Origin of the sequence: Microbacterium sp. MTN4-26 (assembly GCF_042846595.1) — a bacterium.
Taxonomy (GTDB): Bacteria; Actinomycetota; Actinomycetes; order Actinomycetales; family Microbacteriaceae; genus Microbacterium; species Microbacterium luteum.
Genome location: NZ_BTGO01000001.1, coordinates 231,699 through 250,235, shown reverse-complemented (window position 1 = coordinate 250,235; position 18,537 = coordinate 231,699). Strand labels below are relative to the sequence as shown.

At 69.5% G+C, this 18,537-nt stretch carries 16 protein-coding genes; 7 read left to right on the top strand and 9 right to left on the bottom strand.

The window, feature by feature from the left end; genetic code table 11:
* Nucleotides 1-35: 35 nt before the first annotated feature.
* Nucleotides 36-605, bottom strand: a complete 570-nt coding sequence (locus tag ACGG9C_RS01265) for a DUF3710 domain-containing protein (RefSeq protein ID WP_390178119.1) — start codon at nt 603-605, stop codon at nt 36-38.
* Nucleotides 602-1,054 (bottom strand): dUTP diphosphatase, encoded by a 453-nt coding sequence (gene dut, locus ACGG9C_RS01260; RefSeq protein WP_071043451.1) that lies wholly within the window; start codon nt 1,052-1,054, stop codon nt 602-604. Before dut ends, ACGG9C_RS01265 begins: the two co-directional genes overlap by 4 nt.
* 12 nt (nt 1,055-1,066) lie before the next feature.
* On the opposite strand from dut, the gene ACGG9C_RS01255 reads away from it, so the two are divergent.
* Nucleotides 1,067-1,561, top strand: coding sequence for a DUF3093 family protein (locus ACGG9C_RS01255; protein WP_071043450.1), 495 nt, complete (start codon nt 1,067-1,069; stop codon nt 1,559-1,561).
* Here the strand turns inward: ACGG9C_RS01255 and ACGG9C_RS01250 are convergent.
* A complete protein-coding gene (locus ACGG9C_RS01250; protein WP_071043449.1) occupies nt 1,539-1,829 on the bottom strand; it encodes a DUF4193 domain-containing protein in 291 nt (96 codons plus the stop codon). The genes ACGG9C_RS01255 and ACGG9C_RS01250 overlap by 23 nt on opposite strands.
* Nucleotides 1,830-2,031: 202 nt before the next feature.
* Between ACGG9C_RS01250 and sepH the strand changes: the two genes are divergently transcribed.
* Nucleotides 2,032-3,072 carry a septation protein SepH gene (sepH, locus tag ACGG9C_RS01245; protein ID WP_071043448.1) on the top strand — a complete coding sequence of 347 codons (1,041 nt, stop codon included), beginning with the start codon at nt 2,032-2,034 and terminating at the stop codon, nt 3,070-3,072.
* Between the two features lie 2 nt (nt 3,073-3,074).
* Here the strand turns inward: sepH and ACGG9C_RS01240 are convergent, their stop codons facing one another.
* The gene (locus ACGG9C_RS01240; protein ID WP_071043447.1) at nt 3,075-4,199 is read right to left on the bottom strand and encodes an alkaline phosphatase family protein; all 1,125 of its coding nucleotides are present in this window, start codon (nt 4,197-4,199) and stop codon (nt 3,075-3,077) included.
* Nucleotides 4,200-4,265: 66 nt separating this feature from the next.
* On the opposite strand from ACGG9C_RS01240, the gene ACGG9C_RS01235 reads away from it, so the two are divergent.
* Nucleotides 4,266-6,713: a DNA topoisomerase (ATP-hydrolyzing) subunit A gene (locus tag ACGG9C_RS01235; protein WP_194383121.1), complete on the top strand. Its 2,448-nt coding sequence runs from the start codon at nt 4,266-4,268 to the stop codon at nt 6,711-6,713.
* Between the two features lie 28 nt (nt 6,714-6,741).
* Here ACGG9C_RS01235 and ACGG9C_RS01230 read toward each other — a convergent pair whose 3' ends face one another.
* On the bottom strand, nt 6,742-8,811 hold the full coding sequence (locus tag ACGG9C_RS01230) for a type IIA DNA topoisomerase subunit B (protein WP_390178118.1): 2,070 nt from the start codon (nt 8,809-8,811) through the stop codon (nt 6,742-6,744).
* Between the two features lie 164 nt (nt 8,812-8,975).
* Between ACGG9C_RS01230 and ACGG9C_RS01225 the strand changes: the two genes are divergently transcribed.
* Nucleotides 8,976-9,200 carry a hypothetical protein gene (locus ACGG9C_RS01225; RefSeq protein WP_071043444.1) on the top strand — a complete coding sequence of 75 codons (225 nt, stop codon included), beginning with the start codon at nt 8,976-8,978 and terminating at the stop codon, nt 9,198-9,200.
* 35 nt (nt 9,201-9,235) lie between these two features.
* Here ACGG9C_RS01225 and ACGG9C_RS01220 read toward each other — a convergent pair whose 3' ends face one another.
* The 3 genes from ACGG9C_RS01220 to ACGG9C_RS01210 all read right to left on the bottom strand — a co-directional run bounded on the left by ACGG9C_RS01220 (nt 9,236) and on the right by ACGG9C_RS01210 (nt 12,393).
* Nucleotides 9,236-9,934 (bottom strand): coenzyme F420-0:L-glutamate ligase, encoded by a 699-nt coding sequence (locus tag ACGG9C_RS01220; RefSeq protein WP_194383119.1) that lies wholly within the window; start codon nt 9,932-9,934, stop codon nt 9,236-9,238.
* Nucleotides 9,931-11,262 (bottom strand): RNA polymerase sigma factor, encoded by a 1,332-nt coding sequence (locus ACGG9C_RS01215; RefSeq protein WP_194383118.1) that lies wholly within the window; start codon nt 11,260-11,262, stop codon nt 9,931-9,933. The genes ACGG9C_RS01220 and ACGG9C_RS01215 overlap by 4 nt, the downstream gene beginning before the upstream one ends.
* Before the next feature lie 207 nt (nt 11,263-11,469).
* Entirely contained in the window at nt 11,470-12,393 is a 924-nt protein-coding gene (locus ACGG9C_RS01210) for a proteasome assembly chaperone family protein (protein ID WP_194383117.1), read from the bottom strand.
* A gap of 83 nt (nt 12,394-12,476) precedes the next feature.
* Between ACGG9C_RS01210 and ACGG9C_RS01205 the strand changes: the two genes are divergently transcribed.
* From ACGG9C_RS01205 to sucB, 3 genes are all read left to right on the top strand, one after another.
* Nucleotides 12,477-13,943, top strand: coding sequence for a leucyl aminopeptidase (locus ACGG9C_RS01205; RefSeq protein ID WP_286716903.1), 1,467 nt, complete (start codon nt 12,477-12,479; stop codon nt 13,941-13,943).
* Entirely contained in the window at nt 13,943-15,313 is a 1,371-nt protein-coding gene (lpdA, locus tag ACGG9C_RS01200; RefSeq protein WP_194383116.1) for a dihydrolipoyl dehydrogenase, read from the top strand. The genes ACGG9C_RS01205 and lpdA overlap by 1 nt, the downstream gene beginning before the upstream one ends.
* Nucleotides 15,314-15,405: 92 nt before the next feature.
* Nucleotides 15,406-17,106 carry a 2-oxoglutarate dehydrogenase, E2 component, dihydrolipoamide succinyltransferase gene (gene sucB, locus ACGG9C_RS01195; protein ID WP_390178117.1) on the top strand — a complete coding sequence of 567 codons (1,701 nt, stop codon included), beginning with the start codon at nt 15,406-15,408 and terminating at the stop codon, nt 17,104-17,106.
* Between the two features lie 11 nt (nt 17,107-17,117).
* Here the strand turns inward: sucB and ACGG9C_RS01190 are convergent, their stop codons facing one another.
* On the bottom strand, nt 17,118-18,443 hold the full coding sequence (locus ACGG9C_RS01190; protein ID WP_194383114.1) for a hypothetical protein: 1,326 nt from the start codon (nt 18,441-18,443) through the stop codon (nt 17,118-17,120).
* Nucleotides 18,444-18,537: the final 94 nt, after the last annotated feature.

Below are 18,537 nucleotides of genomic sequence, written 5' to 3'. Positions count from 1 at the left end.
CTCGGACTCGTCGGGCGCGGCGGTGCTCTCGCCGGTCACGCAGAACCCGGCGTGGCCGGCATCTTGAGGGGGATGAGGTCGCGCGGCGGCATCGGAGAGCCCCCTCGCACCACCACGATCGACCGGAACAGGTCCTCGACCTTCGCCGCCGCACCCGCGTCGGCGGCGCCGGCTCCCCCGATGACGCCGCGCAGGAACCAGCGCGGACCGCCGACACCGATGAATCGGGCGAGTCGCTTGCCCGTCGACCCGTCCGCCGCCGAAACCGGCACCTCGGCCAGCAGCTCGTGACCCAGCGGACCTTCGCGCTCCTCGACGCGACCGCCCTGGGTGCGTACCTGCTCACGGATCTGTTCCCGCGTCTCGTCCCACAGGCCGCTCGAGCGCGGCGCGGCGAAGGGCTGCACCTGGAGCGTCGATTCGGCGTAGTCCAGCCCGACGGCGACGATGCGCTTGGTCTGCTCCTCGACCTCCAGGCGCAGGTTCAGACCCTCCCGCGGCAGGATCTTGATGCCGCCCAGGTCGATGTACGGGCGGACCGGATTGGCCTCGCTGTCATCGAAGGGTCCCGAGGTCGCGCGGTCGACGGGAGTGGATTCGGTCATGAGGATGCTCCATCCTTCTGGTAGCCCGTCGAGCCGAAGCCGCCGTCGCCCCGGGTGCTGTCGGGCAATTCGTCCACCGGCACGAACCGCACCGGCGGGATCGGCATCACGATCAGCTGCGCGATGCGGTCGCCCTCCCGGATCGTGTAGGGCTCTCGTGGGTCGGTGTTCAGCAACGCGACCTTGACCTCGCCCCGGTAGCCGGCATCCACCGTGCCCGGCGCGTTCACCACCGTGATGCCGTGCTTCGACGCCAGGCCGCTGCGCGGAACGACGAATCCGACGTGACCGTCCGGAAGTGCGATGCGGACGCCGGTGCCGACCAGCGCGCGCTCACCGGGCTCGAGGCGCACCGCCTCGGCGGCCACCAGATCGGCTCCGGCATCGCCGGGGTGCGCGTAGAGCGGGGCCTCACGGGCCATAATGAGGACATCCACCGATTCGGTCACGCAACGAGGGTAATGCAGAACAGAGCTGTCGACGTCGGCGCGGAAGGCGCCGTGAACTATCGCGAGCGTCTGAGCCCGTCGCTGTGGAGCCTGGTCGCCGCCGCGCTCGCGGGGCCGATGGCAGCCCTCGTGTTCGTCCCTGTGGACACCACGCTCGCGCTCGCGGCGGGCGCCGTCGTCGGACTCGGATCCGTCGCGGTCTGGATCGTCCTGTCGCCCCGCATCGAGGTGACGGGCGGGCGCCTTCGCGCCGGCCGCGCGCACATCGACGCGTGCCATCTCGGCGCCCCCGTCGCACTCACCGGCGAGGATGCCCGCCAGGCCCGTGGCCCCGGTCTTCATCCGCGCGCGTGGCATCTGCTGCGCGGAGGCATCGACGGCGTCGTCGTGATCCCGATCGATGACCCCGACGATCCGGTTCCCGCGTGGTACCTCTCCTCGCGGACACCCGACCGCCTGGCCGCGGCGGTGCGGCGGGCCTCGGCTACGAGCACTCCGTGCAGATGAAGCCGATCGCCTCTTCGTGATCGACCTGCGAGCGGTGCTTGACGAGGAAGCAGCTCATGCAGGTGAACTCGTCCTGCTGCGGCGGGAGGACCACCACATCCAGCTCGAGATCGGACAGGTCGGCGCCCGGCAGTTCGAAGCCCGAGGGGTTGTCGGAGTCCTCGACGTCGACCGATCCCGACATCTTGTCGGGCACGCGCTCCTTGAGCGCTTCGATCGACTCGCTCTCGTCTTCGGACTTGCGCGGAGCGTCGTAATCAGTAGCCATTCGTGACGGTCTCTACTTCCCAGAAGATTGCTGTGTGCCCATCGGGGCGGCGTTAGTTTGCACGACCGCTCCGGATTTCGCAAATGCGGATCACGGCCGGCGCGCTCGGGGTCGAACTCGCGGCGCGCCCGCGATATTCCCGGCGCCGGCGAACCGCTGTGTCAGCATGGGCGACGTACGCCGAACCGGAGAGGCGATTGGCATGGAACAGCTCAGAGTGATCGGCACCGAAGACGACCGTCTCGTCGTCGCGACCGAGGCCGGAGATCGCTTCGCGCTCGCCCTCGACGACGTGCTGCGGGCCGAGCTCCGCCGCGTCAGACGCGAGTCGGATGCCCCCGAGAAGCGGGCGAGTCCGCGGGAGATCCAGTCGCACATCCGCGCCGGCCTGTCGACCAAGGAGGTCGCAGACCTGCTGGGGCTGCGTGTCGAAGATGTGCAGCGCTTCGAGCGTCCGGTGCTCGCCGAGCGCGAGCACATCGTCGGACAGGCTCTGGCCGTCCCCGTCCTGATGGGCTCCGAACTCGACCACGATGCGCACGTGAGCTTCGGCACCGCCGTGCGGGCGAAGCTCGCCGAGGCGGGTGCCGGCGGCGAGCGATGGACGAGCTGGAAGGAGCAGAGCGGATGGGTCGTGAAGCTCGAGTTCACCTCCGCGGGGATCGAGCACGACGCGCGATGGGGCTTCGATCCGCGGCGGTCCACCCTGTCGCCGCAGAACGGCGATGCCGTTCAGCTCTCCCGCCAGGGCTCGCTCCCCGAGGGGCTCATCCCGCGCCTCCGCGCGCTCGACAACGCCGGCAAGGACGAGTCACGCTTCGACAGCGGAGCGTTCGGCCCGCGCCGGGTGCCCGACGCCGAAGCCGAAGCCTCCGCGCCGGCGGCGTCGAGCACCCCGGCCACCGCGCAGGCCGTGCGTCAGGCCGCGACCAAGCGCGCAACCGACCCGGAGGTCACAACCTCGGCCGAGACCGCCGATCTCCTCGAGGCGCTGCGTCGACGCCGGGGGCAGCGGGAGCCGCTGCCCGAACCCGAAGACGACCGATCGGATCCGAACGCTCCCGTGGCACTCTTCGACGCCCTCGAGCCCGGCTATGAATCATCCGAGGACGAGCCCGTCGCATCCGACGACGAGATCGACGATCGCACGATCGTCATCGCCGAAGGAGCGGGGCGGCGCAAAGGCCGCACGTCGATGCCCTCGTGGGATGAGATCGTCTTCGGCGCGCGCACCGACGACTGACCTCATCGGGCGAAGGCTCCGAGTCGGATGAGGGGGACGGTGCGTTCCTCCGACGTCAGCGATCCGTGCTGACCGACCATCTTCTGCGACGACGTGTCCGTGACCCGATCGTCGTAGTAGGCAATGCTCTGTCGCGCCGCGACGAGGACGTCGCCGATCCGGGGCCGAACGACGTCGTCGACCGTCCCGAACAGTCCTGCTGCGATCGCCTCATCGCGTGTGAGCACCCACGACCGGGATGACTCGGACGACCTCCACCTCTCCGCGAGGTGATCCGCCGCGCCGCTCTCCGCATACAGATGCACCATCCTCGGCTCGCCACCGACGTGCCGCAGTCCTTCGGTGAGAGCCCCCTCACCGAACAGCACGTGTCGGTGACGGGGCACGTCGATCATGCCGTGGTCGGAGGTGACGACCAGACCGGTGTCGGGTCGGAGCCGTCGAGCCATTCTCACCACGGCCGCATCCACGCGCTCGAGCATCGCCGACCACTCGTCCGACTCCCAGCCCGCGCGGTGGCCGACGACATCGAGGTCGGGGGCGTAGAGGTAGACGAGTGCACCGGGGTTTCGGCCGGCGACGTCCGCGGCGAGGTCCACCCTCTCGTCGAGGTCGTCGACGCCGATGACCTCCGCACCACGCGTTGTCGACTGCGTGAAACCGGTCGTCGCGTACTCGGCGCGGGTGACGACGAAACACGCGCGCCCGGACGCGGACTCGCGCTCGAGAATCGGACGCGCCCGCTGCCAGTCCGCGGGCAGGTCGTCCTGCTCCCAGCCGCGCAGCTGGTTCGCGATGCGGTCTGCACCGGGAACCAAGGCGCGGTAGCCGACCATGCCGCTCCTGCCCGGAGGCTCGCCCGTCAGCAGCGCTGTCAGAGCGGCCGCCGTCGTGGAGGGGAACACCGTCTGCGCAACATCCCGTCGCCCCGTGGCCGCGGCGAGGAAACGCGCATGCCCCGCCCGCGCCGTGAGGTTCGCGGCACCGAGACCGTCCAGGAGGAAGATCACGACGCTGCGCGCCGGCGCGAACCACGTCGACTCCCCCGCCATGGCGGCGATCGACTCCGGCAGCACTCCGGTGAGGCTCCGTGCGCGCGGCGACGGGCCGGGTAGGCTCGTGGACATCCCGGCCAGTCTCCCACACGGGTGAAACGGCCATCGATCGTCCCCTCCACGAGGCCCTCACCCTTCATGCCCCGCACCGACTCCGCACCGCAGCCCGAAGAACGCATCGAAGACGTCGACGTCTCCGCAGAGATGCAGGGGTCTTTCCTCGAGTACGCGTACTCGGTGATCTACTCGCGCGCGCTCCCGGATGCGCGGGACGGACTCAAGCCGGTGCAGCGGCGCATTCTCTACCAGATGGCCGAACTCGGACTGCGACCGGACCGCGGGCACGTCAAGAGCGCGCGTGTCGTCGGCGAGGTGATGGGAAAGCTGCACCCGCACGGCGACGCCGCGATCTACGACGCTCTCGTGCGCCTGGCACAGCCCTTCTCCCTGCGCGTTCCCCTCGTCGACGGCCACGGCAACTTCGGCTCCCTCGACGACGGCCCCGCCGCCGCGCGCTATACGGAAGCCCGCCTCGCGCCGGCCGCGCTCGCCCTCACCGAGCACCTCGACGAAGACGTCGTGGACTTCATCCCGAACTACGACGGCCAGTTCCAGCAGCCCGAGGTCCTGCCGGCGGCCTTCCCCAACCTCCTCGTCAACGGCGCTTCCGGCATCGCCGTGGGCATGGCCACGAACATGGCCCCCCACAACCTCATCGAGGTCGTGGCCGCGGCGACGCATCTGCTGGAGAACCCCGACGCGACGGTCGACGAACTGATGGAATTCGTTCCGGGTCCCGACCTCCCGTCCGGCGGGATCATCGTCGGGCTCGACGGGATCAAGGACGCCTACACGAATGGCCGCGGCTCGTTCCGCACGCGTGCGAAGACCTCCATCGAGCCGGTCGGCCCGCGCCGTACCGGCATCGTCGTCACCGAGCTTCCCTACCTCGTCGGTCCCGAACGCGTCATCGAGAAGATCAAGGATGCCGTCACCGCGAAGAAGCTGCAGGGCATCGCCGACGTGAACGACCTCACCGACCGTCGGCACGGGCTGCGGCTGGTCATCGGCATCAAGACCGGGTTCGACCCCAAGGCCGTGCTCGAGCAGCTCTACCGACTGACCCCTCTCGAGGACAACTTCAGCTTCAACAACGTCGCACTCGTCGAGGGACAGCCTCAGACGCTCGGGCTCCGCGACCTGCTCCGCGTCTACCTCGAGCATCGCATCTCGGTGGTCACGCGCCGCAGCCGCTACCGGCTGGAGCGCAAGAGGGAGCGCCTGCACCTCGTGGAGGGGCTGCTCATCGCGATCCTCGACATCGACGAGGTCATCCAGGTCATCCGCACCTCCGATGACGGCGACCAGGCTCGCACCCGGCTCATCGACGTCTTCGACCTCTCTCAGCCACAGGCGGAGTACATCCTCGAACTGCGCCTGCGTCGGCTCACCAAGTTCAGCCGCATCGAACTGGAGGGCGAGCGGGACCAGCTGAAGACCGACATCGCCGCCCTCGAGGCGCTGCTGGCCAGCGACGCCCTGCTCCGCGCCCAGGTCGCCAGAAAGCTCCAGACCGCCGCCGACATGTTCGGCACCCCGCGGCGCACGATGCTGCTGAACGGCGGGACCGTGCAGCCGCGTTCGCGGAAGGCCGCTCCCGCCGATCTGCAGATCGCGGACACGCCCTGCCGCGTCTTTCTGTCGACGACCGGCCGCATGGTGCGGGCCGATCTCGATCCCGAGGTCGGCGGCGGGGGTCTCGTCGCCCCCACCCGTCGGTCCTCGCACGATGCCGTTCGCTCCGGAGTCGACGCCACGACCCGTGGCGACGTCGGCGCGGTGACCTCCCTCGGTCGACTGGTGCGGTTCTCCCCCGTCGACCTGCCCTCCGTCCCCGGGAATTCCGTCGCTCTCGCCGCCGGCGCACGCGTCGATCAGTATCTGCCGCTCGGAAAGGACGAGAAGGTCGTGGCGCTCGTGTCGCTCGCCGACGACCCGCCCCTGGCCCTCGGCACGGCCGCCGGGATCGTCAAGCGCGTCTCGGCCGCCGAGATCGCCGCGAAGCCCGACGTGGAGATCATCGCCCTGAAGGACGGAGATCGCGTCATCGGCGCCTCGGCCGCCCCTGATGGGTCGGAGCTCGTCTTCGTGACCACCGATGCGCAGCTGCTGCGATTCGAGGCCTCCAGCGTGCGGCCCCAGGGACGCTCCGCAGGCGGGATGTCCGGCATCCGTCTCGCCGACGGACAGCGCGCCATCTTCTTCGGCGTCGTCGCTGCGACGACGGAGACCGTCGTCGTCACCGTCGCCGGCAGCGCCGACGCCCTCGCCGGTGCCGACGCCGGCTCCGCCAAGGTCTCGGCCTTCACGGAGTTCCCCGCGAAGGGCCGGGCGACCGGCGGAGTGCGTTCGCAGCGCTTCGTGCGCGGTGAGGATGCGTTGACCCTCGCGTGGGTCGGTGACGATCCGCGCGCGGTGGGACCCGAGGGGGCGACACGCGCGCTGCCGCCGTCGGGAGCGAAGCGAGACGGCTCCGGCACGCCGCTCGATGCCGCCGTCGGGTCCATCGGGACGGGCGTTCGCTGAACCGTCCGCGCCGGCGCCGAGCCCTGCGTCAGGCGTCGATGCGCTCGCGTCCCAGCCGATCGCTGGATTCCACGATGAACTCTCGGCGGGGGGCGACCTCGTTTCCCATGAGGAGTTCGAACACGGCGGCCGCCGCTTCCGCGTCGGTCAGCTGCACACGTCGGAGCATGCGTCCGGATCGATCCATGGTCGTCGACGCCAGCTGCTCCGCATCCATCTCGCCGAGGCCCTTGTAGCGCTGGATCGGCTCCTGCCACTTCTTCCCCGCTTTGCGCAGCTTCGCCAGCAGCGCGTGCAGCTCCTTCTCGGAGTAGGTGTAGATCGTCTCGTTCGGCTTCGACCCGGGATGCTGCACCACGACGCGGTGCAGCGGCGGAACCGCGGCGAAGACGCGTCCCTCCTCGATGAGCGGGCGCATGTAGCGGAAGAAGAGCGTCAGCAGAAGCGTGCGGATGTGCGCACCGTCGACGTCGGCGTCGCTCATGAGGATGATCTTTCCGTAGCGCGCGACGGAAAGATCGAACGATCGGCCCGAGCCGGCGCCGATGACCTGGATGATCGAGGCGCACTCGGCGTTGGAGAGCATGTCGCTGACCGACGCCTTCTGGACGTTCAGGATCTTGCCGCGGATCGGCAGAAGCGCCTGGTACTCGCTGTTGCGCGCCAACTTGGCTGTCCCCAGAGCCGAGTCGCCCTCGACGATGAACAGTTCCGAGTCATTCACGTCGTTGCTGCGGCAGTCCACCAGCTTCGCGGGGAGCGAGGAGGACTCGAGCGCGTTCTTCCGGCGCTGCGTCTCCTTGTGCGTGCGGGCCGAGATGCGCGCCTTCATCTCGGAGACGATCTTCTCCATGAGCTGCGATGTCTGCGACTTGTCATCCCGCTTGGTGGACGCGAAGCGCTCCCGCAGCCCCTTGCTCACCACGCTCGAGACGATCTGGCGCACGGCCGGGGTTCCGAGCACCTCCTTGGTCTGCCCCTCGAACTGCGGTTCGGGCAGGCGTACGGTCAGGACGACCGTGAGGCCGGCGAGGATGTCGTCCTTCTCGAGCTTGTCGTTGCCCACTTTCAGACGACGGGCGTTGGCCTCGATCTGAGCCCGCACGACCTTCAGCAGGCCCTGCTCGAAGCCCTGCTGATGCGTGCCGCCCTTCGGCGTGGCGATGATGTTCACGAAGCTGCGCCCGACGGTCTCGTAGCCGGTGCCCCAGCGCACCGCGACGTCGACCTCGCACGTGCGCTCGACCTCGGTCGGCACCATGGCTCCGGTCGGCTGCAGGACGGGGACCGTCTCGGTGAAGGTTCCTTCTCCCTGAAGGCGCCACGTATCGGTCACGGGCGCGTCCGGGGCGAGGAACTCCGCGAACTCCGAGATGCCGCCGTCGTATCGAAAGCTCGTCTCTCGCGGCTCCTCGCCGCGCTGATCACGGATGACGATCTCGAGGCCCGGCACGAGGAAGGCGGTCTGCCGCGCGCGCTGCTCCAGCTCCTCGACAGCGAAGGTGGCATCCTTCGTGAAGATCTGGGTGTCGGCCCAATAGCGGATCCGGGTTCCTGTGACCCCCTTGGGCGCCTTGCCGACGTGACGAAGCCGGCTGCTCTGCTCGTAAGGCGAGAAGGCGCTGTCGGGGGAATCGCCGGCGAACTCCCCCGGCTCGCCGCGATGAAAGGACATGGCCCACGTCTTTCCGCCACGGTCCACCTCGACATCGAGTCGCTCCGACAGGGCGTTCACGACAGACGCGCCGACCCCGTGCAGACCCCCCGAGGACGCATACGAGCCGCCCCCGAACTTGCCTCCGGCGTGGAGCTTCGTGAAGACGACCTCGACGCCGGAGAGCCCGGTCCGCGGTTCCGCGTCGACCGGGATGCCGCGCGCCCGGTCGACCACCTCCACGCTGCCGTCGCGATGGAGGATCACGTCGATCCGCTCGCCGTGACCGCCGAGGGCCTCGTCGACGGAGTTGTCGATGATCTCCCACAGGCAATGCATCAGACCGCGCGAATCGGTGGAGCCGACGTACATCCCGGGGCGTTTCCGCACCGCTTCGAGGCCTTCGAGAACCTGCAGGTGGTGGGCGGAGTACTCGGCAGTCACAGCGTCCAAGGATATCCCCGGCACCACCGCGCGCCGGGGTGACACACGAGCGAACCCGCGTCCGTACGCGGTGAGCGAACTGTGACCTTCTCGCGGCATTCTCGAAACAAAGCCGTGGTTGTCTTATACGACACGATCGATCGACCGTTCGAGGAGGGACCGACATGAGCTCGATTTCGACACCCACCGACCCGGCCGCCGTCCTCGACTACCGTCTGACGGCGGCGGACCGATGCGACTCCTGCGGAGCGCAGGCCTATATCGCCGCAGAGGTCAACGGCAGCGAACTGCTGTTCTGCGCGCACCACGGGCGCAAGTACGAGGACAAGCTGCGCGAAGTCGCCACGTCATGGCACGACGAGACAGCGCGCCTCGTCGACGAGGACTGACGAAGCCCGCGCGACGCCGTCCGGGATCAGCCCGCTCAGGCCGGGCGGACGATTCCGAGCGGCGTCGACTGGTGCCCCTGTCCGAGCGGATTGTCGGACAAGATCGCCACCAGGCGCCGCTCCTCGTCGCGAGACAACGTGGAGCCGAGGACGTTGCCACCGATGTCGTTGATGTCGACCACCGCGACCTGCGCGGGGATCCCCAGCAGACCCTGCAGCTGGACGGCGACGTCGCCAGGTCGCTCTGGGCCGAGGACGACCGCCCTGTTGTAGGGCGGGATCGTCCCGGGGGTCGGACCGTCGATCGCGCGTGCCTTATCGCCGGCGATGCGATAGAAATCGCCGCGACGTCCGATGAGCTTCGTCACCGCTGAGACGCCCGCCGCAAACAGGATGCGCAGGGTTCCGCATTCTCGGAGCGCCATCTCCATGGTTTCCGGCATGCCCAGGCCGATGCCGTACGGCGTCCGCACGACGAACCGCGACAAGAGACGCGCGAGCCGGCGCGGCCTGATCTCCTCGAGGGGGTAGGACCGCCCCTGGGTGATCGCCACGATCTTCTCGGTGACGAAGAGGATGTCGCCCTCGCGCACCACGCCCGCCGCATACTCGCGGATGAACTCCTCGAGATCATCGCCGGGCATCACGACGCGCGTGCGAATCGGGATGCGGGCGAAGGCCTCCCCGTCGATCGTGGTCGTGAGGGCCTTGCCGTCGTTCGGCGCGTCGCTCACTCGAGGTAGTCCCGCAGCGACTGCGAGCGCGAGGGGTGACGCAGCTTGGCCATCGTCTTGGATTCGATCTGGCGGATGCGCTCACGCGTGACACCGAAGGTGTCGCCGATCTGATCCAGCGTCTTGGGCTGTCCGTCACCCAGGCCGAAGCGCATGCGGATCACACCCGCCTCGCGCTCCGAGAGCGAGTCCAGCAGCGACTCCAGCTGACGCTGCAGCATCGTGAAGCCGACCGCGTCAGCGGGGACGACCGCCTCGGTGTCCTCGATGAGGTCACCGAATTCGCTGTCACCATCTTCGCCGAGCGGGGTGTGCAGCGAGATCGGCTCGCGGCCGTACTTCTGCACCTCGATGACCTTCTCCGGGGTCATGTCCAACTCCTTGGAGAGCTCTTCCGGAGTCGGCTCGCGGCCGAGGTCCTGCAGCATCTGGCGCTGCACTCGCGCGAGCTTGTTGATGACCTCCACCATGTGGACGGGGATGCGGATCGTGCGGGCCTGGTCGGCCATGGCTCGAGTGATCGCCTGACGGATCCACCACGTCGCGTAGGTGGAGAACTTGAAGCCCTTGGTGTAATCGAACTTCTCCACCGCGCGGATGAGACCGAGGTTCCCCTCCTGGATCAGATCCAGGAACTGCATGCCTCGACCCGTGTAGCGCTTGGCGAGCGACACGACCAGGCGGAGGTTTGCACCCAGCAGGTGGCTCTTGGCGCGCTGCCCGTCGCGGGCGACCCATTGCAGGTCGAGCCCGAGCTGCGAGGACTTCTCGGCCGCCGACATGTTCGACAGCTTCTCCTCCGCGAACAGGCCGGCCTCGATCCGCATCGCCAGCTCGACCTCTTCGGCCGCGTTCAGGAGCGGGACCTTGCCGATCTGCTTCAGGTAGTCCTTGACGGGATCCGCTGTCGCGCCGGTGATCTGCGTGGAGTAGATCGGCACGTCTTCGTCGTCGTTCGACGAGATGACGATGGCGCCGGTGGGCAGCGGCTCTGCGGCACTCTTCTTGGCTTCCGAGGCGCCGTCCGAGCCCTTCTTGCCGGACTTCGCGTCGCCCTCATCGCCGTCGTCGTCGGCGTCGTCCTCCGCCGAGGTGTCGTCGCCGTCCTCGATGTCCTCGGCGTCGACCTCGTCGTCGTCGATCTCATCGTCGTTGTCGACGGACTTCGACGAGGCCGTCTTCGAGGCGTTCTTCGCGGAGCGGCTGCCGGACTTCTTGGCGGTCGCCTTCGTCGCCGGCTTCTTCGCGGGCGTCTCCTCGACGATCTCTTCGGCCTCGGTGTCCTTCGCTCGCGTTGCGCGGGTGCTGGTCTTCGTGCCTGTGGTCACGTTTCGCCTTTCACCGGCGGACGCGTGTCGACGCCCCCCGGTCGATTTCGGACACTAGTAAGACCCTTGTCAAGTCCCGCACACCGAGAGGCATGCAGTCGACGTGACAACGGGTCGCTCCATCCATTGTCTCACATTCCGCGGCGGCACTTGACCCGCAGCGGGCGACACCTGTATGGCAACGTGCCGACCGACGCGACTATTCCCTCACGCGCCGAATCGGTCGTCGTCGCCCGAGGGTCGGTTGGCGAGGAAGCGCTCGAGCTCCGCCGCCAGCTCGTCCGCGCTGGGAAGGTCCCCGGTGTGGATGATCGGCGTCGCCTGCGTCGAGCCGGCCATGTAGGCGTCGTACCGCTCTTCCAGGTTCTCGACCATGCGAGACAGGTCCTCGCTGCCGGCGACCTGCTCTTCGACCTTCTCGAGATACTCGCGGTTCTCGTCGCGGAGCGAGTCGCCGGAGAAGACGAGGCCGGTCGCGACGGTGATCGCATCAAGGGCGGCCAGAGCGGAGGCCGGATACTCCGTGTCGCCGAGATAGTGGGGAACGAGTAGCACGAAACCCGCGACGGCGGCGCCGCCTTCGGCGAAGCGGTACTCGAGCAGGTGTCCGACCGTCGCCGGCACCTGCGTGGTCGGCTTCCAGACCGAATGCGCCTCCGTCAGCTCGCGCCGCGTGCCGCTCACCGTGGTTCCGATGGGCCGCGTGTGCGGGACGGGCATCGGGATGGCGTGCACCCACGTGACCGTGGACACGGCGAACTCCTCGGCCAGTGCCAGGATCGCGGAGGCGAAGGCCTCCCACGCGAAGTCCGGCTCATAGCCGGCCAGCATCAGGAACGGCGAGCCCAGCGCGTCGTGTCCGAGTGACAACTCCAGCCGCGGGGGTCGGTAGTCGGCGAGGTGATCCTGATCGAACGCGACGACGGGTCGCCGCGCGCGGTAATCCAGCAGGATGTCGTTGGTGAAGACCGCGACCGGAGTCGGGTCGATCTCATCCCGCAGGTACTCGATCGTGCGTGACAACGCACTGCCGGCGTCGGTGAAGCCGGTGAGGGCGATGACCAGCGGCAGTCCCCGGGGGATGGGAGGCACAGAGGCCGAACGCTCGAACAGCGACGAGGACAGGGACATCTGTCCATGCTACGAGGCGAGCGCCGACCGTCGGCGTACCCCGTCCCGCTCACAGCGAACACGCGCATCCCTAGGATGGGACCATGTCGTTCCCCGACCTCGAGTTCCGAACCAGTCCGATCCGAGAGTCCGACGCCGAAGCGATCCTTCTGGCGCTCCCCCCGCTCGACGATGCCGCCGACGCTCTGGCCGAATGGCCCGGCCTGCACGGCGCGCTGGAGGCGGTCGGGTTCACCGGTGCGCGATCGTCCTATCTGCGCGTCGCCGCGCCAGAGGCGACGCGGCTCCCGCTCGCGGTCGTCGGCACCGGTACGTCCCCCGGGGAACAGGATGTGCGTGCCGCCGTCGGCGCGGGAGTCCGCTCCCTCACCGGCTTCGACACGGTCGCCGTCGCGGCTCCCGCGTTCCAGGGGTGGCGTGCCGTGGCCGAAGGCGCCACGCTCGGCGGCTATCGCTTCGACTCCTATAAGAGCACTCCGCCGCCGGCACGCGCCGCGACCGTCGTCGTGCACGGCGAGACCCGTCCCGACCGTGGAGAACTCGAGGCCGTACGCGCCGATGCCGAGGCGATGGCGCTGGTGAAGGATCTGTCCACGATGCCCGCCGATCGCCTCGGCCCGGCGGACTTCGCCGACCGGACGCGCGAGTGCGTCGCGGGCCTGCCGGTGTCTGTCGACGTCTTCGACGAGACCGACCTCGAAGAGGGCGGATTCGGCGGCATCCTCGGTGTCGGACGCGGATCATCGAGGCCGCCGCGACTCGTGCGTGTGGACTACTCGCCGGCGGATGCGGCGGCCCACGTCGCGGTCGTCGGCAAGGGCATCACGTTCGACACCGGTGGACTCTCGCTCAAACCACCCGCTTCGATGGTGGGGATGAAGTACGACATGTGCGGCGCGGCCACCGCGCTCGCCGTCGTACGGGCCCTTGCTCGCGTCGGGGCGCCGGTACGCGCGACGGCGTGGCTCTGCCTCGCCGAGAACATGCCCTCGGGCTCGGCCACGCGACCCGGCGACGTCCTGACGATGCGGGACGGCTCGACCGTCGAGGTGCTGAACACCGACGCCGAGGGACGCCTGGTCCTGGCGGACGGTCTCGCCGCCGCGAGTGCCGAGAGCCCCGACCTCATCGTCGATGTCGCGACGCTGACGGGCGCGATATCCGTCGCCCTGGGGAACCGGCACACCGGGGTGATGGGCGATGACACCGCCGTGGCCCGCTTCCTCGCGGATGCGGCGACGACCGGCGAGGACGCGTGGCAGCTCCCGCTTCCCGAGCACATGGAGGAGGAGCTCGACTCGCCCGTCGCCGACATGCAGAACGCGAAGATCGGCGACCCGGCGGGCGGTTCGCTCTTCGCCGGCCTGTTCCTGCGTCGCTTCGTGGGTCGCGCGAGCGATGCCGAGGACGCTCCGCGCATTCCCTGGGTCCACCTGGACATCGCCGGCAGCGGCTGGCACAAGGGCGGTGGGTACGGATTCACCGACAAGGGCGCGACCGGCGCGACGGTGCGCGCGCTGATCCGCTTCGTGGCCGGAACGACGCGCTGATGGCCGTGCACGAGGCCGACCTCGTCGTGCTGGGCGGCGGGTCCGGCGGCTACGCGGCCGCCCTTCGCGCCGCGGAACTGGGATCCTCCGTCGTCATCGTCGAGAAGGACAAGCTCGGCGGGACCTGCCTGCACCGCGGCTGCGTGCCGACCAAGGCGCTCCTGCACGCCGGGGAGGTCGCCGACAACACCAGGGACGCAGCGGCAGTCGGGGTGCGAGCGACGTGGGAGGGCGTGGACGTCCCCGCTCTCACGGCGTATCGCGAGGCGATCGTCGCGAAGAAGCACAAGGGCCTGCAGGGCCTGATCGCCGCCCGCGGAATCACCGTCGTCCACGGCGCCGGCACCCTCGAGCAGGGGCCGGCAGTGCGGGTGGGCGACGACCTCTACCGCGGTCGCGATGTCGTCGTCGCGACCGGCTCGTACACGCGCACGCTCCCCGGCATCGACATCGGCGGGCGAATCCTCGGGAGCGAGCAGGCGCTCGAGCTCCCCGAGATCCCCGCGCACGTCGCCGTCCTCGGGGGCGGGGTCATCGGGGTCGAGTTCGCCAGTCTCTGGCGTTCTCTCGGTGCCGACGTGACGGTCATCGAGGCGCTCCCGACGCTCCTGCCCGCCGACGACGAGGTCATCGGCAAGACCCTGGAGCGCGCCTTCCGGCGCCGCGGCATCCGCACTGTCCTCGGAACGCCCGTCTCCGCCGTCACGGCGGACGAGGATCGCGTCGTCGTGCGGCTCGCGGATGACGCGGAGATCACAGCGGACGCCCTGCTGGTGGCGGTGGGCCGCGCGCCCGCGACGGACGGTCTCGGGCTCGAAGCGGCCGGCGTGGGCCTGGATCGCGGGTTCGTCGTCGTCGACGACGAACTCCGCACCGCCGCCGACCACGTCTGGGCGGTGGGCGACATCGTCGCCGGGCCGCAGTTGGCACACCGGGGATTCCAGCAGGGCATCCAGGTCGCCGAGCGGATCGCGGGTCGACGACCCGTGCGCGTCCCGGACGCTCACATCCCCCGCGTGACGTATTCATCGCCGGAGGCGGCGTCGGTCGGACTCACCGAGGCCGCCGCGCGTGCGCTGCACGGTGACGCGATCACCACCTACGAGTACAACCTCGCCGGCAACGCCAAGAGCGAGATCCTCGGAACGGCGGGGATCGTGAAGGTCGTCCGGCACGTCGACGGCCCCGTCGTGGGCATCCACATGGTGGGAGATCGCGTCGGGGAACTCATCGCAGAAGGTCAGCTCATCGTCGGGTGGGAAGCGCACCCCGAGGATGTGACCCCGTTCCTGCACGCGCATCCCACGCAGAGCGAGGCGCTGGGCGAGGCCCTCCTCGCCCTCGCCGGTTCGCCCCTGCACACACTGTGAGCGTTGCGCACGACACCCCCAGCCATCCGACGCCGGCGCGTCGAGGTCATCACTAAGCTAGAAGCAATCGGCATTCCGAAGGAGACAAGCACATGAGCACATCCGTCGTCCTCCCCGCGCTCGGCGAGAGCGTCACCGAGGGGACGGTGACCCGCTGGCTCAAGCAGGTCGGCGACACGATCCAGGAGGACGAGGGTCTTCTCGAGATCTCCACGGACAAGGTCGACACCGAAATCCCCTCGCCGGTCAGCGGCGTCATCGAAGAGATCCTCGTCCAGGAGGACGAAACCGTCGAGGTGGGCGCCGTGCTCGCCAAGATCGGCGACGGCGACGGAGCCCCTTCCGAGGACACGTCGGACGACTCCGCGCAGGCGGAGGCCCCCGCGCAGCCCGAGGCGGAACCTGCGGAAGAGCCCGCAGCCGAGGATTCCGGTCCCGAGCAGGCTGCTCCCGCCGCGTCCGACGCGGACGGTAAGGACGTCGTTCTGCCCGAACTCGGCGAGAGCGTCACCGAAGGCACCGTGACCCGCTGGCTGAAGAGCGTCGGCGACGACGTGGAGGTCGACGAGCCGCTGCTCGAGATCTCCACCGACAAGGTCGACACCGAGATCCCGTCGCCGTTCGCGGGCACGCTGCAGCAGATCCTGGTGCAGGAGGACGAGACCGTGGCCGTGGGTTCGCCGCTGGCCAAGATCGGCTCGGGCTCCCCTGCACCCGCGGAAGCGCCGTCCGAGGAGTCCGCGCCCGAGGAGCCCGCGTCCGCGCAGGAGACGTCAGCCCCCGAGCCTGCCGAGGAGCCGGCTCCCGCGCCGGCCGCCGAAGAGCGGACCTCCGAGCCGGAGCCCGCTCCCGCTCCCGCTCCCGAGAAGGCTGCCGCCGCACCGTCCGCTTCCGACGACATCTACGTCACGCCTCTGGTGCGCCGTCTCGCGCAGCAGCAGGGCGTCGATCTCGCGAGCGTCACCGGAACCGGCGTGGGCGGACGCATCCGCAAGGAGGACGTTCTGAAGGCGGCGGAGGCCCCGGCGACCCCGACGTCTGCCGCGGAGGCGGCGCCCGTCGAGGTGGAGGTGTCGCCCCTTCGCGGCACCACGCAGCCGATGTCGCGCCTTCGCAAGGTGCTCGCCGAGCGTGCTGTGGCGTCGATGCAGTCGACGGCGCAGCTGACGACGGTCGTGGAAGTCGACGTGACCAAGCTGTCGCAGTACCGCGACCGGGTGAAGAAGGATTTCCAGGCGAAGACCGGGGACAAACTGTCCTTCCTGCCGTTCTTCGCCCTCGCCGCGGCCGAGGCGCTGCAGACGTATCCGATCATCAACTCCACGGTCGACGGCGACAAGATCGTCTACCCCGCCACCGAGAACGTGTCGATCGCGGTGGACACGGAGCGTGGCCTGCTGACGCCCGTGCTGCGCGATGCGGCGAGCAAGAGCCTCGCTCAGATCGCGCACGAGATCGCCGACCTCGCCGCGCGCACGCGCGACAACAAGCTCAAGCCCGACGAGCTGGCCGGAGGCACCTTCACGCTCACGAACACCGGCTCTCGCGGCGCCCTGTTCGACACACCGGTGGTGTTCCTGCCGCAGTCGGCGATCCTCGGAACGGGCACTGTCGTCAAGCGCCCCGGCGTGGTGACGGTCGACGGGGCGGAAGCCATCTCGGTGCGGTCGTACGTGTACCTCGCCCTGTCGTACGACCACCGCACCATCGACGGCGCAGACGCGGCCCGTTTCCTCGCGGCGGTCAAGAAGCGCCTCGAGGACGCATCGTTCGAGGCCAACCTCGGCGCCTGATCGCTCGAGACTCATGGCTGCTGTGCGACGTCATGGACGTCACGCAGCAGCCATGAGTCGTCTCTGCGCGCGATGACGACGACCTGATTCGGCGCCTCGGGTCCAGACACGCGAAGCACGGCGACGCCGCCGAAATCATCCAGCACCTCGACGTCGCGCACGCTCGCATCGAGGTCGACGGCGCCGGGCGGAACCGACGTGATCGGCGACCAGTAAACCCCTGCGAGACACTCGGGATCATCGTCACAGCGGATGCGCGCCTCCAGCAGCGCCGCCGTCACGACAGCGAGGTCGTCGTTTGCGGCCACGCCCACGGCGGCGGCCGGAACCGGCGACGTGGTCGCGGTCGACGCGGGGGTGGCCCCCTGATCGACCGGTGCAGTGGCAGGCTCCTCCGCACCGACCGGCCACAGCAGTCCGATCGCCACGACGGCACCTGCCGCAGCTCCGGCGAAGAGGAGCGTCGAACGGCGAGAGCGCGCTCCGGTCATCGTTCGGCGCACGCGCTCCACCGTCGCTCCGATCGTCTCCGCGAGGCCGCCGTCGACGTATCGACCGAGGTTCACGAGCACACCGGCACCGTCGGGCTCCTCCGAAGCAGCGAGGTCGGCGGTGACATCCGCGCGAGCCGGCGCGATCGCCGCGCCGGCCGAACGGGGACCGAACCTCACCGTGACCAGGGCCTCCGGCGACGCCGCATCGAACCACTCGTCCTCGAGCCGTCTCGCGGTGCGCTCGTCGACGCCTCCGGCCACGGAAGCCACGGTCCGTTCGACCAACGACGAGAGTCCCCCCTCCCCTTTCCCGAGCTCGGTCAGCACGTCTGCGGAGGCACGCTCCGCTGACGTTGCCGGGTCGCCGGTGAGGGCGAAACCGGGCCGGCCGTCGTCGGTCAACCACCAGGAACCACTGCCCGGCGACGTCACCCCTGCGTCGTCGAGTTCCCGCAGTCCGCGCAGCACACTGACGGCGATCGTGACGCGCTCGCCGTCGGAGAGGAGAGGTCCGCGCCGGGTCAGGAAGGTCATCAGCCTCTCGACGAAGAGCGGGAAGACGGCGTCATGCCCCTCGACCGAGCGCCTGATGTCCGTGGGTACGACCACGTGCGCCGGGTCGCGCAGCGCCCAGCCGGGCCACGTCCGCCCCAGAGCAGCGACCGGAACCACGAGCGCGGGCGCCCCGTCGTCCAGCCGCGCCACCACACCGGGCCACGGCGTGTCGTCGCCGTCGATGCGGCGCACGACCCGCGCTCCCGCGCGCAGGTGGGGCGCGAGGACAGACGAGGGCGGGGTATCGGATGACGGGGCCACGTCTCCCACCGTTCCGTTCGCGAGCATTCGGCGCTCCTCCCGCGTCGCTTCTGTGGAAGGCTCCTCCGCTGCCGCTCCCTGTGGAGGGGAGGACGTGTCCGAACCAGGCTGCGCCCGAAAG

What these genes read in the sequence shown, in the direction of transcription:
- ACGG9C_RS01265 (WP_390178119.1), bottom strand. Translation starts at nt 605, where the DNA reads ATGACCGAATCCACTCCCGTCGACCGCGCGACCTCGGGACCCTTCGAT.
- ACGG9C_RS01255 (WP_071043450.1), top strand. Translation starts at nt 1,067, where the DNA reads ATGCAGAACAGAGCTGTCGACGTCGGCGCGGAAGGCGCCGTGAACTAT.
- ACGG9C_RS01250 (WP_071043449.1), bottom strand. Translation starts at nt 1,829, where the DNA reads ATGGCTACTGATTACGACGCTCCGCGCAAGTCCGAAGACGAGAGCGAG.
- sepH (WP_071043448.1), top strand. Translation starts at nt 2,032, where the DNA reads ATGGAACAGCTCAGAGTGATCGGCACCGAAGACGACCGTCTCGTCGTC.
- ACGG9C_RS01240 (WP_071043447.1), bottom strand. Translation starts at nt 4,199, where the DNA reads ATGTCCACGAGCCTACCCGGCCCGTCGCCGCGCGCACGGAGCCTCACC.
- ACGG9C_RS01235 (WP_194383121.1), top strand. Translation starts at nt 4,266, where the DNA reads ATGCCCCGCACCGACTCCGCACCGCAGCCCGAAGAACGCATCGAAGAC.
- ACGG9C_RS01225 (WP_071043444.1), top strand. Translation starts at nt 8,976, where the DNA reads ATGAGCTCGATTTCGACACCCACCGACCCGGCCGCCGTCCTCGACTAC.
- ACGG9C_RS01210 (WP_194383117.1), bottom strand. Translation starts at nt 12,393, where the DNA reads ATGTCCCTGTCCTCGTCGCTGTTCGAGCGTTCGGCCTCTGTGCCTCCC.
- ACGG9C_RS01205 (WP_286716903.1), top strand. Translation starts at nt 12,477, where the DNA reads ATGTCGTTCCCCGACCTCGAGTTCCGAACCAGTCCGATCCGAGAGTCC.
- lpdA (WP_194383116.1), top strand. Translation starts at nt 13,943, where the DNA reads ATGGCCGTGCACGAGGCCGACCTCGTCGTGCTGGGCGGCGGGTCCGGC.
- sucB (WP_390178117.1), top strand. Translation starts at nt 15,406, where the DNA reads ATGAGCACATCCGTCGTCCTCCCCGCGCTCGGCGAGAGCGTCACCGAG.
- ACGG9C_RS01190 (WP_194383114.1), bottom strand. Translation starts at nt 18,443, where the DNA reads ATGCTCGCGAACGGAACGGTGGGAGACGTGGCCCCGTCATCCGATACC.